Genomic DNA, 14,114 nt, shown 5'->3' on the forward strand with positions numbered 1-14,114 from the left:
GACAAAACAGGAGACACGATGGCCAGCAACCAGCACTTCCCCGCCATTTCCGACACCCTGCCCTACCCCGTGTACTTTCGCCTCGACGACTATCACGCGCACCAGCAATTCGATTACCAGAGCCATCCGTGGGGCCAGCTCACGTATTGCTCCACGGGCGTGATGGAAATCATGGTGGCGGGCCAGCGCTACCTGTCGCCACCCCAGTACGCCGTGTGGATACCGCCGGAGACCTTGCATGACGGCTATATCCGCCAGGATGTCGTGTTTCACTCGGCCTACATCGATGCCAGCTTATGCGCGCAACTGCCCGCGCAGCCGTGCGCGCTGGTGCTGAGTCCCTTACTGAAAGCCATACTCGGCGACTTTGCCGAACGGGGCGTCACCACGCCCGCCACCCAGGCCGACCAGCGCCTGGCGCAGGTGCTGGTCGACCAGCTGCAGCTGGCGCCGTGCAGCCGCAACTACCTGCCAGGCAGCGACGAGCCCGTCATCGCGGCGCTGCTGGCCGCCCTGCAGCTTGACCCCGGCAGTAACCGCTCACTGGCCGACTGGGCCGCGCAATTGCACGTCACGGAACGCACCCTGGCGCGCCGCTGCCAGCGCGAACTGGGCATGCCGTTCGGCGAATGGCGCCAGCGCCAGCGTTTCCTGGCCGCCCTGCCCCTGCTGGAAAAAGGAGAAACCGTGCAGGCGATCGCGCTGGAACTGGGCTATAGCACGGCCTCGGCCTTCATCGCCATGTTTCGCCGCCAAAGCGGCGGCACGCCGGACCAGTTCCGCCGCGGCCTGCGCTGAAAAAGCAGACCGGCGTTGTCCGCCTTGTCATATGGGGATGCTAAAATTCAAACATCTTTCCAGAGAGCAAAAGGACGCGCATGAACCCCAGCACCGAGACGGCCACCGACACTGCCGGCAGCACCGACCTGCCCGACGTGCCAGCATCGGCCGTGACGGCGCCAGCGCCCATCAAGCTCGACAAGGAGGAAGTCCCCACCGTACTGGGCAAGCTGCGCACCCTGGTGCAGGACAAGACGCGTTTCGAGCCGCACGACATCACGCCGCTGGGCGAGGAAGACGTGCTGCAGGATTTTTCCTTGCAGGCCAATTACGCGCTCGAGGCGCGCTTCGAGCAGCGCGTCATCAATGGCTATTTCGCGCCCTCGGGCAATGACTGCCACTGTGGCTCGCATGAGGTGGGAGCACTCGCTCACGTGCAGGAGAAGGAACGCCTGCGCCGCGCGGCGGCAAAGCTCGACAATGCCTTGCGCCAGGCGGGCCATGCCTACAACGGCGTCGAGGCAGGCGTCTACCTGCCGCACGCCGTCAAGTACTGGCATTTGGACACCTGCAGCGCCTGTTCCGGCAAAGGCCGCATCAGCTGCCACACCTGCCACGGTTCGACCACGGAAACCTGCTGGAGCTGCCACGGCGGGCGCACCGTCAGCTGCGACGCCTACAGCTGCTACGGCAGCGGCAAGGTGTCGTGCTCGTATTGCAGCGGCAGCGGCACGGTGTCCGAGCAAGTCACCGATTACGTGACGGTGCAAGTGCCCACTACCACCTACAGCAACGGCAGTTCGCACACCAGCTACCATAGCGAAACGCGCACCCAGTACCGCACCGAGCATCGCAATTGCTACCATTGCAGCTTTGGCAAGGTCACGTGCAACACCTGCCACGGTTCCGGCAACATCAATTGCGGCACCTGCCGCGCCAGTGGCAGCGTCACCTGCCGTACCTGCAGCGGCGTGGGCGACTTGCGCTGCAACCCCTGCGACGGTTCCGGCAAGGTGGGCAAGGCGGCCTGGGTCGACGTGCATGTGGCGCCCGGCTACAGCGTCAGCCTGCCCAAACAGGCGCCCGACGACGCGCGCCGCATCCGCGACAAGGAGAGCGTGCACTCACTGGCGGCGATTGCCAGCAGCCTGACCTTGGCGAAAGTGAGCATTTACAATGAAGACCAGCCGCAGGAAGTCGACGCCCTGTATGCGGCCAAGCTGCGCATCGTGCGCCTGGACGCTGCGTGCAACGCAGAAAAACACCACCTGGTGGCGTACGGCACGGACTTGCGCTGGCTGACCCTCGATGACATCGTGGAAAAGCTGCTGCGCGGCGACCTCAAGGCGCTCAGCGACGCGCTGGCCGGCAGCGCCGACGATGGCCTGTTCTCGGCCCACGTACAGGGCTTGCTCACGCCGCTGCGCGACGTGGCCGCCTCGGAACTGAATGCGGATGTGATCGAATCTGTCCTCAGCGGCGAGGCGGACCACGCGCACGTCGATGTCGTCTCCGCCGAGTATGCGCAAAATGTGCGCACCTGCGTGCTCGGTGCCTTGCGCCAGGTCTACACGCGGCTGGCCAAGCAGTTCTGGTGGAAAAGCGCGCTGCTCGCCCTGGCTACCGCCATCGCCACCTGGTTCTTCGCCGGCCGCGGCGCCGCAGCCGTCGCAGGTTTACTCGTCACGGGCGCCGGCTACTGGCTGTTCAACCGCAAGGTCAAGGCCGTGCTCAGCGAGGCGCTGGGCGGCGAGCAGCAAGCCGAACGGGCCATGGGCATCGCCGGCAAGGGCCGCCGCAACCGGCTGGCGCACGTGCTGATCCTCGCGCCCGCCAGCCTGGCCGTGCTGGCCGCCAGCTATGGCTTGCCCGTGCGCGTGCGCCCGGTTTCCGCGCCGCCGCAGGCAGCCATGGCCTCGGCGCCCGTCGCGCCCCATGCGCCAGCCACCGTGCCGCAGGACGCCAGTAGCGCCAAAGCCGTCAAGCTGTACGAAAATGGCGACAAGGCGCAGGCGCTGGCCATGCTGGAAAGCCTGGTCGGCAAGGGCGACGCCGGCGCGTATGGTTTATATGGCTGGATGCTGCTGATGGGCGAAGGCAAGCCCGGCCCCGTCACCGCGCCGACGGCGCAGCAACGCGAAGCGCGCCAGGTGGCCGCCAAGCCCCTGATCGGCAAGGGCCTGGTGAAGAACGACAGCTATGCGCTGACGGCGAAAGGCGTGATGCTGGCCGAAGGCTGGCAGGAAGCACGCAACATGGCGCGCGGGCTGGACCTGCTGAAACAGGCCGCGAACAAGGGCAATGCGCAAGCCATGCATTTGCTGGGCCTGTACCACGTGCGTGGCTACCAGATCCCCGTCAACCACAAGGAAGCGCGCAAATGGTTCACCCTGGCCGCCGACAAGGGCAGCGCGGGCGACATCTACAACCTGGGGTTGATGGACTGGGAAGGCGCGGGCTTGAAGCGCCCCGACCGCGCCAGCGCCATGCAGCGCTGGAAGATCGCCGCCGCCATGGGCGAGGAGCGCGCGATCAAGGCCGTCGCGCAAGGCAAACCTTAAGCGACTGCCAGCGCCTGCAGCGCCATCGGGTTCGGCGTCGGCTCGCCGATTTTCGTCAGCAGGTTGCGGTCCGTGTGGTGGAACGGTTCATCCTTGCCGCGAATGAGCATGACTGTGTCCTCGTCGTAGCCCCAGGTACCGTCGGCGTGGATATCGACCTTGATGCGGTATTCGACGGTGGTGAACGCGTGTTCGAGGAAGGGGTTCGAACAGATACCGTACGCCGTCGAATCGCGCTTGGCCACCAGTTCGAAACTGGTGGCATCCAACGTCGTCGTGCCCGACGCCATGGCTATCTGGCCGCGCGGGATGGCCAGAGTCTGGATCACGGCGCCCGTAGCCGGCTCCCACAGCCAGTAGCCCACCTGTTCATGGTAGGTTTTTACCTGGTCCGGCTTGGTGATGTGGATGTAGTAGCGCAAGCCATAGAACAGTTGCGGGCCGTTGGTGACGGGGTCGATCGGCTGCAGTTCGATGCGCTCGACAAACGCCTGCTTGCGCGGGCCGTCCGCTTTCGGCTTGACGTCCAGGCCCCGCGTGCCCGTCCAGATGCCGGCCATGGCCGTCAAAGGACCCAGGTTGTTCAGGGTGTGCACGTCGGCGGACGGCTCGGTGTAGATATCTTCGGGAAAATCGCTCATGCGGAAGTCTTCAAAATGGGGCAACAGTGCTTGCCGCCATTGTAAAACGCAGGCCGCTGTCAGGGAAAGAGCGCGATGTGGCACTCGATGAACAGCAAGGCTGCTATAGCCAGCGCGGGGCGCTGCGCCTCGAACACGGCCGCGTCGCACGCCTGCAGCAGGTTGGCGGCGACGTCAGGCAGCTGCAGTTCGCCGGCGATCAGCGCCGCCACCGCCTCGATATTCGAATACAGGGCGCTGTCAAACCCTTCCCAGTCCACGTAGGCCAGCCATTCGGCCAGGGTCACCACGCAAGCGACTTGCGGCGCCAGGGCCGCGATGAGATCAAAGTGCAGCACGCTGTCGCTGCGGATGCCTTCCTGCTGCAGCACGGCCAGCGCCACGTGCTGCAGCGCGTCTTCCGGATCGCGCCGGTATCTGTTCAGCAAGCGCTGCGTCAGCGTATAGCGCTCGACGTCGATGCCGCGCAGGGCGGCTGCCACGTCGTAATCATGCAGCGCCAGGTGGCGCACCGCGCAGTCCGCGTCCACGCCGGCTTTCGCGGTGACGATATCGGTGAGCTGCTGCCGGCGCGCTTCATCCATGCTTACACCAGCGGGTCAGTCAAGCCGGTCAGGGTGAAGATTTCAAAGCCCGTTTCCGTCACGGCCAGCGAGTGCTCGAACTGCGCCGACAGCGAACGGTCTTTCGTCACCGTCGTCCATTTGTCCGGCAAAACCTTGACCTGGTAGCTGCCCACGTTGAGCATCGGCTCGATGGTGAAGATCATGCCCGGTTCGAGCACGATGCCCGTGCCGGCGCGGCCATAGTGCAGCACTTGCGGCGTGTCGTGGAAGACCTGGCCCACGCCATGGCCGCAGAAGTCGCGCACGGAGGAAAAGCCCTGCGCCTTGGCCACCGCCTCGATGGCGGCGCCCACATCGCCCAAAGTGGCCCCGGGACGCACGGTGTGGATGCCAGCCATCATGGCGTCATACGCAGTGTTGACCAGGCGATTGGCCAGGATGGAGACGGCGCCCACCTTGAAGGTGCGGCTGGTGTCGCCAAACCAGCCCTGGAACTTCGGCGTCACGTCGATATTCAGGATGTCGCCCACTTTCAGAATCTTGGTCTCGGACGGGATGCCGTGCGTGACCACGTGATTGACGGAGATGCAGCTGGCGTGCTTGTAGCCGTGGTAGTCGATGGTGCCGGGGATGGCGCCGGCGGCGCGCATGAATTCTTCGCACAGGGCGTCGAGCCTGGCCGTCGAGACGCCCGGTTTCACGAAAGGCGTGATGTAGTCGAGCGTGTCGGCGGCGATGCGGCCGGCCGCGCGCATGCCGATGAAACCTTCTTCGTCGTGCAGGGGAATTTTCTTGCCGTGTTCAAGCTGGGTGGAATAGCGCATGGTTTTTTCTTGGTTAGTGTGATGTGGCATGTAAGGCCCAGCCGCGCACGGCGTCGTGCGAGGCGCGCAGCATGGCGTCGACACTGGCCGGTATCGGCCGCTCCTGGGTCAGGTAGGGCTTGACGACGGCCACGGGCGCGTCGATCAGCACGAATTTGAGCAGCATGTGATCCAGGTCCAGCTCCGTGGTGACGGGCATGGCTTCGGCGCAGCGGACGAAGCAGGCGTCGAGCGCCGCCTGCTCTTCTTCCACGGCGGCCAGCAATTCCTCGCTGAGGCCACTGCTGAAATCGGGGCTATCCGCGCATTGCAGCAGGAAGCGCGCATACACGGGCTTGCGCCGGCACCAGTCCAGCAAGCCGTGCACGCCGGCCCAGGTATCGCCACCGAGCCAGCGGCTGGCCACCTCCTCGCGGAAGTCGCTCTTCACGCGCAGCCAGGCGCGCGCCAGGATGGCGTTGCGCGAATCGAAGCGGTGATACACGGAGCCGATGGGCGCACCGGCCTTGACGGCGATGGCGGCCATCGAGACGGCGGCCACGCCGCACTGGGCGGCGACGGCGATCGCGCTGTCGATGAAGTTGTTTTCGTTGAATTTAGCAAGTCTGACCATTCAAATAGAATACAGATTCTATTTGAATCCGTCAAGCGGCCCGAGATGCACCGACAAGAGTTGCCCCGCTGCCTTACAATGGTATGCACGAACCGCTACAAGGAGAATCCGCTTGCTTACGCCCCCCTTCATCGCCTCCTCCCGCTTCGACGATCCACGCCTGGCGCTGGAACAGGTGCAAGCCATTTACCGCAGCAGCATCGAACACCTGCGCGATGCGCTGCAGCGCTTTGTCGCCGGCGAAGACATGCACGAAAGAGTGCGCGCCTGCTACCCCTTCGTACGCATCCAGACTGACACCGTGGCGCGCGCCGACTCGCCGCTGGCCTACGGCTTTGTCGCCGGTCCCGGCGTATTTGAAACCACCCTGACGCGCCCCGACCTGTTTGGCGACTATTACCTCGACCAGTTCACCCTGCTGCTGAAAAACCATAACAGCGGCCAGAAGGTGCACCTGGAAGTGGGCGTGAGCGCCCAGCCGATCCCCGTGCATTTCTCGTTCGCCGAGCATGACCATATCGAGGGCAATATGGATGCCGGCCGCCGCCTGGCCATGCGCGACCTGTTCGACCTGCCCGACCTGTCGGCCATGGACGACGGCATCGCCAACGGCACGCATGAACCGGCGCACGGCGAAGCGCAGCCGCTGTCCCTGTTCACGGGGCCGCGCGTGGATTACTCGCTGCAGCGCCTGCGCCATTACAGCGGCACCTCGCCGCAGCATTTCCAGAACTTCGTCCTGTTTACCAATTACCAGTTCTACATCGACGAATTCATCCGCCTGGGCCACGCCATGATGGACCGCGCGCCCGATGCGGCCACGCCATCGGACGAAGACGGCTACATCGCCTTTGTCGAACCGGGCAACGTGGTCACGCGCCGCGTGGGACAGACCGTGGAAAGCGAGGATGCGCTGGGCGCCGCGCCGCCACGCCTGCCGCAGATGCCCGCCTACCACTTGCTGCGCGCGGACGGCAGCGGCATCACCATGGTCAATATCGGCGTCGGTCCCGCCAATGCCAAGACCATCACCGACCACATCGCCGTGCTGCGCCCGCACGCCTGGCTGATGCTGGGCCATTGCGCCGGCCTGCGCACCACGCAAAGCCTGGGCGACTACGTGCTGGCGCATGCGTATGTGCGTGAAGACCATGTGCTCGACGAAGACTTGCCGCTGTGGGTGCCGATCCCGCCGCTGGCGGAAATCCAGCAGGCGCTGCAAACGGCGGTGGCAGAAATCACCCAGCTGACAGGACATGACCTGAAACACATCATGCGCACGGGGACTGTCGCCAGCACCGACAACCGCAACTGGGAACTGCTGCCGCAGCGCACACCGGAGCGCCGTTTCAGCCAGAGCCGCGCCATCGCGCTGGACATGGAAAGCGCGACGATCGCCGCCAACGGCTTCCGCTTCCGCGTCCCGTACGGCACCCTGCTGTGCGTCAGCGACAAGCCGCTGCACGGCGAAATCAAGCTGCCCGGCATGGCCAACCACTTCTACCGCGAGCGGGTCGACCAGCACCTGCGCATCGGCATCCGCGCCGTGGAACTGCTGCGCCGCCAGGGCGTGGACCGGCTGCACAGCCGCAAGCTGCGCAGCTTTGCGGAAGTGGCGTTTCAGTAAGCGCGCTTCAAGGGAAAAACCGGGGATCGTAGCTCCACCGCCTGACGGTACTGGCAGTGATCGCTACGGCATCGGCATGCCGGGGATTGAGCAAGACATTGTATTCGTCGGGCACGATCACGGAAGGCACCAGCAGCAAGGCGGTTTTTCCCGCAGCAATCCAGCCATCGCCAGCCCGCTTGCCCGACAAGCCGGCCGGTATGGCGTCCCAACCGCCGGGAAATGGATCGAGTACCTGGCGCGCGTTCCATACGACATCGGGAATGACAATACGCACCAGGTAACGGTTGAACGGCAGGCCGCCGCCACGCAGGTAATGGACGGTTTCCAAGGTAGCCAGTGCGATACTCGTCGAACAATACACGACGGGCGCGCCCTTGCTGTTCCAGCGGCCGCCCGTAATCCTGGCGCCGGTGCCGTTCAGGTCACTCGCAGGATAGGCTGGCGTCTCGACGGCAATACGCCAGAGCACATTCATGCATAGGCTCCGCTCTGCGTCATGGATAGCAATTCCGCCACCAGCTTTTGTCCCTCGAAGGTGTCCATGTAGCTGGCCGGCGTTGCGCCCGCCAGCGCAGGCAGCGGCTTGCTCAGCCAATCGGAGACCCAGCGCGCCGCATCAAAGCCGGCAGGATCGCCCGATTGTTCGACCATCGCCTGCACCATGCCGATCAAGGTTTCAATGCCCAGCACGCGCTCCGATTCGTCCTTCGACAGCAAACTGGCGTCTTTCTCCTTGCGGCTGATGGTGGCACGCGACAGCCCCAGGCTGGACAACAGAAATTCCTTGCTCATGCCCATGCGCGCGGACAGGCGGCTGATCGTCGAGGCTGGAATACCCCGCCGTATCAGCGCAATACGCGCATCAGTATCAAAACCGTACAACGCCATGCCTTCGTACAGCGTCCTCGCCTGCTGGACCGGGACGGGAGCCTCAATATGTTGCGCCATAACCACCTCCTTTAAGACATTAGTATAGCTCAAATGAGTCAATCCTCAAGATTTGCTCAGGCTCAAAAAAAATGCCGTTCAGCGCAAGCTGAACGGCATGAGCGGCGGCACTGCGCCGCATTCAGGGCATTTTTTACAGGAAGCGGTCGAGTATCTTCCGCGTCGTCTTGTCAATATTGAACATATCGCGGATCAGGAAATGAATGCCGTGGTTGTCGGCGATCAGCAGTGACGTGGCGCCGATGCGGCGGATGTCTTCTTCGCCTTTCAACACGAACTGCGTCTCGCCCCGGTCCGTATCCACATGCCAGGTGCAGGGCGTGGCAAAGCTGGAAACGCTTTTCACGCGCGCAATCTCGGGCATGAATTCGCGCCCTTCCAGCTCTTCCTGCAGCAGACTGCGCGCCGGTTCCGGCAAGGCGTCGAGGCGCTCGATCCACGCCACTTCCTTGCCATTGCCCAGCACCAGCGAAATGCCTTCGTCTGGCGACTGGATGGGAAAGGCGCGCACGGGCACCACGCCTTCAAAGACCTGGCCGTCTTCGGCCGTCATCACCAGCTTGCCGAAGGTGTCGCGGCTTAATGTAAAAGTTGTACTGGCCATGCTTATTCCTTGTCATCCAGGGCGAGTTCGTTGTTACGCGCCTGTGCTTCGTAGAGGCGGAAATAGGCGCCCTCTTTCGCCATCAGTTCATCGTGACTGCCCACTTCGACGACCTGGCCGCGGTCCAGCACCACCAGGCGGTCGGCCCGGTGCAAGGTCGACAGCCTGTGCGCGATGGCGATCGTCGTGCGGCCCTGCACCAGGTTGTCCAGCGCCTTCTGGATTTCTTTTTCTGTTTCCGAGTCCACCGACGATGTCGCCTCATCCATGATCAGGATGCGCGGGTCGATCAGCAGGGCGCGGGCAATCGAGATGCGCTGGCGCTCACCGCCGGACAGGCCCTGGCCACGCTCGCCCACCATCGAATCGTAGCCTTGCGGCAGGCGCAGGATGAATTCGTGGGCATGCGCAGCGCGCGCGGCGGCGATGATCTCCTGGCGCGTCGCGTGCGGCTTGCCGTAGGCGATATTTTCCGCGATGGTGCCGAAGAACAGGAACGGCTCTTGCAGCACCAGGCCGATATTGCGGCGGTAGTCGGACACGGCGAACGAACGAATGTCGACGCCATCGAGCAAAATCGCCCCTTCGGACACGTCATAGAAACGGCAGATCAGGTTGACCAGGGTGCTCTTGCCCGAACCGCTATGGCCCACCAGGCCGATCATCTCGCCCGCCTTGATGTTCAAGGTGATGCCGCGGTTGACGGCGCGGTTGCCGTAGCGGAAACCGACTTCGCGCAAATCGATCCTGCCTTCGATCTTGTCCAGTTTGACGGGTTGCGCCGGTTCCGGCACGCTCGACACATGGTCGAGGATGTCGAAGATGCGCTTGGCGGCCGACGCCGATTTCTGCGTCACGGAGACGATGCGGCTCATGGAATCGAGGCGGCCATAGAAACGCGTGCTGTAGGCGATGAAGGCGGTCAGCACGCCGACGGTGATTTCGCCGCGCGACAACTGCCAGATACCGAAGCACCAGATGACCAGCAAACCCATTTCCGTCAAAAAGGAGACGGTCGGCGAGAACAGCGACCAGACCTTGTTCAACTTGTCGTTGACGGCCAGGTTGTGCGCGTTGGCGTCGCGGAAGCGGGCCGCTTCGCGTTTTTCCTGCGCAAACGCCTTCACCACGCGGATGCCGGGAATCGTATCGGCCAGCACGTTGGTCACTTCGCTCCACACGCGGTCGATCTTTTCAAAGCCCGTGCGCAAACGGTCGCGCACCAGGTGGATCATCCAGGCGATGAAGGGCAAGGGCGCCAGGGTCATGATGGCCAGCCATGGATTCATCGACCACAAAATGACGCCCGTCATGATAATCATCAGCACGTCGGAAGCGAAATCGAGCAGGTGCAGCGAGAGGAAGACGCAGATGCGGTCGCTGCCGCTGCCGATGCGCGCCATCAGGTCGCCCGTGCGCTTGCCGCCAAAGAATTCCAGCGACAGTTTCATCAGGTGTTCATATGTGGCCGAGCGCAAATCGGCGCCCATGCGTTCGGACACCAGGGCCAGCACATAGGTCTTGCCCCAGCCCAGCAGCCAGGCCAGCAAGGCCGAGCCAAGCAAGCCGCTCATGTAGTACACCACCAGCCATGGATCGATATGCTTGCCGTTCTGATACGGAATCAGCACATTGTCCATCAGCGGCGCCGTCAGGTAGGGCGGAATCATGTGCGCGGCCGTACTCAGCAGCATCAGCATGAAGCCCAGCGCCAGCTGGCCACGGTAGGGATGGGCAAAGCGCCACAGGCGGAACAGGGTCCAGGTCGATGGCGGCGTGTACAGGACCTTGGCGCAGATCGGGCATTCTTCCTGCTCGGGCTCCAGCGGTGCCTTGCAGCTGGGGCACACTTCCTGCTCCGCTTCCAGCACGGGCTGGCCCGTCAGGTGGCTGTCGAGGCGCTCGACGAACTGTTCCAGCACGCGGATGGCGTGCAGGTTCTGTCCCAGGGTGAAGCGCCACGAGGCCAGGCGGCCATGGTCGTCGAACAGTTCCAGGTGGCCCACACCGGCGTGGTCATGGTGCGTCAGGCGCAGTCCAGGGCGGAAAGACCAGCTTTTCCAGACGGTATCGCCCGGCGAACGGGCCAGCAAACGCTTCTCGGTGACAACAATTATGCCTTTTGTGAAACGTAATCGCGCATCGAGGTCAACCTCAACGCTACTTAAAACGTTCTCCCCTGGAGAAAGATTTTTTTCCACTTCCGCCAGCCAGGCTTCTGCTACAGGCGTCGGCAGTGAGGTGAGGGGAATAGTTGTTGCAGGAACACTCAGTTCAGTTGTCATCGTAAAGCATACTCCGGCTCGAGGCCAAGCCCTTCAGGGCGGGATTTGGGGGATGGGGCAGACGCCCGATCAATGTTTGTGTGCTGCGCGATGGCGGCTGGCGGATGTACCAGTGGCAATTTCCTGTATTGTATCGAATGGACGCATGCCGGTAAGGAATGGATGGGAAACAATCGGGAAATGCCGGATAGCCGCTGCGCTTTTGCAAGTATACAACAGGAAGCTGTTGCGCAAATGGCCCTACTTTGACACGAGACGGTAACTATCTGACAAGCAAGGCAACATTTAGTAACAATTAGAATGACAACACCAGCAGAATACGAGAAGCAAACGCGACAAGAGACCGCTAAAAGTGGCACACTGCGCATACCCGGGATAAAGAACCAAGCACGAGCCTGAAAAGACTCTGTAGAGCCAACATAAAGTATCTGGCGCCCAGACGCCTGGCTTGTTATCAAGAAACCACTTACATGATCAAGAAGAAGAACATCGAATTTTCCCGCGTCACCCACTTGCGCGGCCCCAACATCTGGACTTATCGCCCGGTGATTGAAGCCTGGGTCGACATCGGCGAACTGGAAGATTACCCATCCAATACCCTGCCCGGACTGTACGAACGCCTGGTGGCGTGGCTGCCCGGCATGATCGAGCACCGCTGCGGCGTGGGCGAACGGGGCGGCTTTTTCGAGCGCCTGCGCGAAGGTACCTGGTCGGCCCACATCCTCGAGCACGTGGTGCTGGAACTGCAAAATCTGGCAGGCATGCGCACGGGCTTCGGCCAGACGCGCTCGACCAGCCAGCGCGGCGTCTACAAGATGGCCTTCCGTACGCGTGAAGAGCACGTGGGCCGCGCGGCCCTGGCCGCCGCGCGCGAACTGCTGATGGCTGCCATCAACGATGAAGCCTACGACCTGGAAGCGGCCCTGGCGCCCCTGCGCGACATGGTCGATTCGCGCTGCCTGGGCCCAAGCACGGCCAGCATCGTCGATGCGGCCACCGAGCGCCGCATCCCGTCGCTGCGCCTGAACGACGGCAACCTGGTGCAACTGGGCCACGGTGCCGCGCAGCGCCGCATCTGGACGGCCGAAACGGACCGCACCAGCGCGATTGCCGAAGGCATCGCCAGCGACAAGGACCTGACCAAATTCCTGCTCAAATCGTGCGGCGTGCGCGTCCCTGAAGGCAGCCTGGTGCGCAGCGCCGAAGCAGCCTGGGAAGAAGCGCAAGACATCGGCGTGCCCGTCGTCGTGAAACCGTATGACGGCAACCATGGCCGCGGCGTATCGCTCAACCTGATGACGGAAGCGGACGTGAAAGCGGCCTACGAACTGGCCGCGCGCAAGGGCGACAGCTCGGCAGTGCTGGTGGAAAGCTTCATCACGGGCGACGAACACCGCTTGCTCGTGGTCGGCAACAAGCTGATCGCGGCCGCCAAGGGCGAATCCTTGTGGGTCGACGGCGACGGCGTCTCCACCGTGCTGGAGCTGGTGAATACACAGATCAATACCGACCCGCGCCGCGGTGAAGGCGAAGATTTCCCGCTGGGCACCGTCAAGCCGCATGAATCGGGCGAAATCGTGCTGGAACTGCAGCGCCAGGGCATGACCGCCCTGTCCGTGCCGCAGGCGGGCCAGAAAGTGCTGATCCAGCCGAACGGCAATGTGGCCATCGACGTCACCGACGACGTGCATCCGTCCGTCGTGCATGCGGCCCTGTTGGCCGCCAGAGTCGTCGGCCTGGATATCGCCGGCATCGACCTGGTCACCACCGACATCACGCGTCCGCTGGAAGAGCAGCGCGGCGCCATCATCGAAGTCAATGCCAGCCCCGGCCTGCTGGCGCACATCAAGCCGGGCGTGGGCCAGCCCCGCCCTGTCGGCGCGGCCATCGTCGACCATCTGTTCGCGCCCGAGGAAACGGGCCGCATTCCGCTGATCGGCGTGACGGGCACGCGCGGCGCCAGCCTGATCGTGCGCATGCTGTGCAAGCTCCTCAACCTGTCGGGCCTGCACACGGGCGCCGTCTGCAGCGAAGGCATGTACCTGGACCAGCGCCGCGTCGTCAGCAGCGATTGCGTGAACTGGGATGCGGGCCAGCGCCTGCTGCTCAACCGCACCGTGCAGACGGCCCTGTTCGAGAGCAATCCGCGCATGATCCTGGCCGAAGGCCTGGCCTACGACAAATGCCAGATTGGCATCGTCACGGACATGGGCAGCCTCGATAGCGTCAAGGATTTCGACGTGCTGGACGAAGCGGGCCTGTACAAGGCAGTGCGCAGCCAGGTCGACGTGGTGGTGCCGACGGGCGTGGCCGTGCTGAACGCCGCCAACGCGCACGTGCTGGAACTGGCCGAGCTGTGCGACGGCAGCGTGACCCTGTATGCGCAGGATGGCAGCCTGGCCGCCATCGCGGCGCAACTGGTCGCCGGCCAGCGCGCCGTGTTCGTGCGCGGCAACCATATCGTGCTGGCCGAAGGCGGCAGCGAAACGGTCTTGCTGTGCCTGGACCTGCTGAAACCGGCCACCGCCGGCAATGTCGACAGCGTACTGGCCGTCGCCGCCGCCGCCTGGGCCCTGAACCTGCCCGTCGACCTCATTTGCGCAGGATTGCGCACCTTCGACGCGGCCCCTGGCTGCATCGGCAACTAATCGGCAACCAAGGT

Annotated in this window: 12 protein-coding genes; 4 read left to right on the top strand and 8 right to left on the bottom strand. The window is 63.6% G+C overall.

Annotated elements, in window-relative coordinates:
• Positions 1 to 18 precede the first annotated feature (18 nt).
• Positions 19 to 798 carry an AraC family transcriptional regulator gene (locus ACQ4WP_RS04055; protein WP_436518791.1) on the top strand — a complete coding sequence of 260 codons (780 nt, stop codon included), beginning with the start codon at positions 19 to 21 and terminating at the stop codon, positions 796 to 798.
• Between the two features lie 80 nt (positions 799 to 878).
• Positions 879 to 3,341, top strand: coding sequence for a tetratricopeptide repeat protein (locus ACQ4WP_RS04060; protein ID WP_436518792.1), 2,463 nt, complete (start codon positions 879 to 881; stop codon positions 3,339 to 3,341).
• Here ACQ4WP_RS04060 and ACQ4WP_RS04065 read toward each other — a convergent pair.
• From ACQ4WP_RS04065 to ACQ4WP_RS04080, 4 genes are read right to left on the bottom strand one after another with little or no spacing between them, the layout of a single operon-like run.
• Complete coding sequence (locus ACQ4WP_RS04065; protein ID WP_436518793.1) at positions 3,338 to 3,982, bottom strand: FABP family protein; 645 nt, start codon at positions 3,980 to 3,982, stop codon at positions 3,338 to 3,340. The genes ACQ4WP_RS04060 and ACQ4WP_RS04065 overlap by 4 nt on opposite strands.
• Positions 3,983 to 4,041: 59 nt before the next feature.
• On the bottom strand, positions 4,042 to 4,566 hold the full coding sequence (locus tag ACQ4WP_RS04070; protein ID WP_436518794.1) for a hypothetical protein: 525 nt from the start codon (positions 4,564 to 4,566) through the stop codon (positions 4,042 to 4,044).
• Positions 4,567 to 4,568: 2 nt separating this feature from the next.
• Positions 4,569 to 5,372, bottom strand: coding sequence for a type I methionyl aminopeptidase (map, locus tag ACQ4WP_RS04075; protein ID WP_436518795.1), 804 nt, complete (start codon positions 5,370 to 5,372; stop codon positions 4,569 to 4,571).
• Positions 5,373 to 5,385: 13 nt separating this feature from the next.
• Entirely contained in the window at positions 5,386 to 5,985 is a 600-nt protein-coding gene (locus tag ACQ4WP_RS04080) for a TetR/AcrR family transcriptional regulator (protein ID WP_436518796.1), read from the bottom strand.
• Positions 5,986 to 6,097: 112 nt separating this feature from the next.
• On the opposite strand from ACQ4WP_RS04080, the gene ACQ4WP_RS04085 reads away from it, so the two are divergent.
• A complete protein-coding gene (locus ACQ4WP_RS04085; protein ID WP_436518797.1) occupies positions 6,098 to 7,612 on the top strand; it encodes an AMP nucleosidase in 1,515 nt (504 codons plus the stop codon).
• Between the two features lie 7 nt (positions 7,613 to 7,619).
• Here the strand turns inward: ACQ4WP_RS04085 and ACQ4WP_RS04090 are convergent, their stop codons facing one another.
• From ACQ4WP_RS04090 to ACQ4WP_RS04105, 4 genes are all read right to left on the bottom strand, one after another.
• Positions 7,620 to 8,090: an RES family NAD+ phosphorylase gene (locus ACQ4WP_RS04090; protein WP_436518798.1), complete on the bottom strand. Its 471-nt coding sequence runs from the start codon at positions 8,088 to 8,090 to the stop codon at positions 7,620 to 7,622.
• Positions 8,087 to 8,563, bottom strand: coding sequence for an Xre family toxin-antitoxin system antitoxin (locus ACQ4WP_RS04095; protein WP_436518799.1), 477 nt, complete (start codon positions 8,561 to 8,563; stop codon positions 8,087 to 8,089). Before ACQ4WP_RS04095 ends, ACQ4WP_RS04090 begins: the two co-directional genes overlap by 4 nt.
• 133 nt (positions 8,564 to 8,696) lie before the next feature.
• Positions 8,697 to 9,167, bottom strand: a complete 471-nt coding sequence (locus ACQ4WP_RS04100; RefSeq protein WP_436518800.1) for a cyanophycin metabolism-associated DUF1854 family protein — start codon at positions 9,165 to 9,167, stop codon at positions 8,697 to 8,699.
• Positions 9,168 to 9,169: 2 nt separating this feature from the next.
• Positions 9,170 to 11,452 carry a cyanophycin metabolism-associated ABC transporter gene (locus ACQ4WP_RS04105; RefSeq protein WP_436518801.1) on the bottom strand — a complete coding sequence of 761 codons (2,283 nt, stop codon included), beginning with the start codon at positions 11,450 to 11,452 and terminating at the stop codon, positions 9,170 to 9,172.
• Between the two features lie 470 nt (positions 11,453 to 11,922).
• Between ACQ4WP_RS04105 and ACQ4WP_RS04110 the strand changes: the two genes are divergently transcribed.
• Positions 11,923 to 14,100, top strand: a complete 2,178-nt coding sequence (locus ACQ4WP_RS04110) for a cyanophycin synthetase (protein ID WP_436518802.1) — start codon at positions 11,923 to 11,925, stop codon at positions 14,098 to 14,100.
• The last annotated feature ends 14 nt before the right edge of the window (positions 14,101 to 14,114 follow it).

The sequence above is a fragment of the Janthinobacterium lyxosi genome, assembly GCF_051380665.1.
In the GTDB taxonomy this organism is placed as follows: Bacteria; Pseudomonadota; Gammaproteobacteria; order Burkholderiales; family Burkholderiaceae_D; genus Janthinobacterium.

Excerpts from the sequence above, each read along its gene's own strand:
- ACQ4WP_RS04070 (WP_436518794.1), bottom strand. The coding sequence starts at position 4,566 with ATGGATGAAGCGCGCCGGCAGCAGCTCACCGATATCGTCACCGCGAAA.
- ACQ4WP_RS04100 (WP_436518800.1), bottom strand. The coding sequence starts at position 9,167 with ATGGCCAGTACAACTTTTACATTAAGCCGCGACACCTTCGGCAAGCTG.
- ACQ4WP_RS04080 (WP_436518796.1), bottom strand. The coding sequence starts at position 5,985 with ATGGTCAGACTTGCTAAATTCAACGAAAACAACTTCATCGACAGCGCG.
- ACQ4WP_RS04060 (WP_436518792.1), top strand. The coding sequence starts at position 879 with ATGAACCCCAGCACCGAGACGGCCACCGACACTGCCGGCAGCACCGAC.
- ACQ4WP_RS04105 (WP_436518801.1), bottom strand. The coding sequence starts at position 11,452 with ATGACAACTGAACTGAGTGTTCCTGCAACAACTATTCCCCTCACCTCA.
- ACQ4WP_RS04095 (WP_436518799.1), bottom strand. The coding sequence starts at position 8,563 with ATGGCGCAACATATTGAGGCTCCCGTCCCGGTCCAGCAGGCGAGGACG.
- ACQ4WP_RS04110 (WP_436518802.1), top strand. The coding sequence starts at position 11,923 with ATGATCAAGAAGAAGAACATCGAATTTTCCCGCGTCACCCACTTGCGC.
- ACQ4WP_RS04055 (WP_436518791.1), top strand. The coding sequence starts at position 19 with ATGGCCAGCAACCAGCACTTCCCCGCCATTTCCGACACCCTGCCCTAC.
- ACQ4WP_RS04065 (WP_436518793.1), bottom strand. The coding sequence starts at position 3,982 with ATGAGCGATTTTCCCGAAGATATCTACACCGAGCCGTCCGCCGACGTG.
- ACQ4WP_RS04090 (WP_436518798.1), bottom strand. The coding sequence starts at position 8,090 with ATGAATGTGCTCTGGCGTATTGCCGTCGAGACGCCAGCCTATCCTGCG.
- map (WP_436518795.1), bottom strand. The coding sequence starts at position 5,372 with ATGCGCTATTCCACCCAGCTTGAACACGGCAAGAAAATTCCCCTGCAC.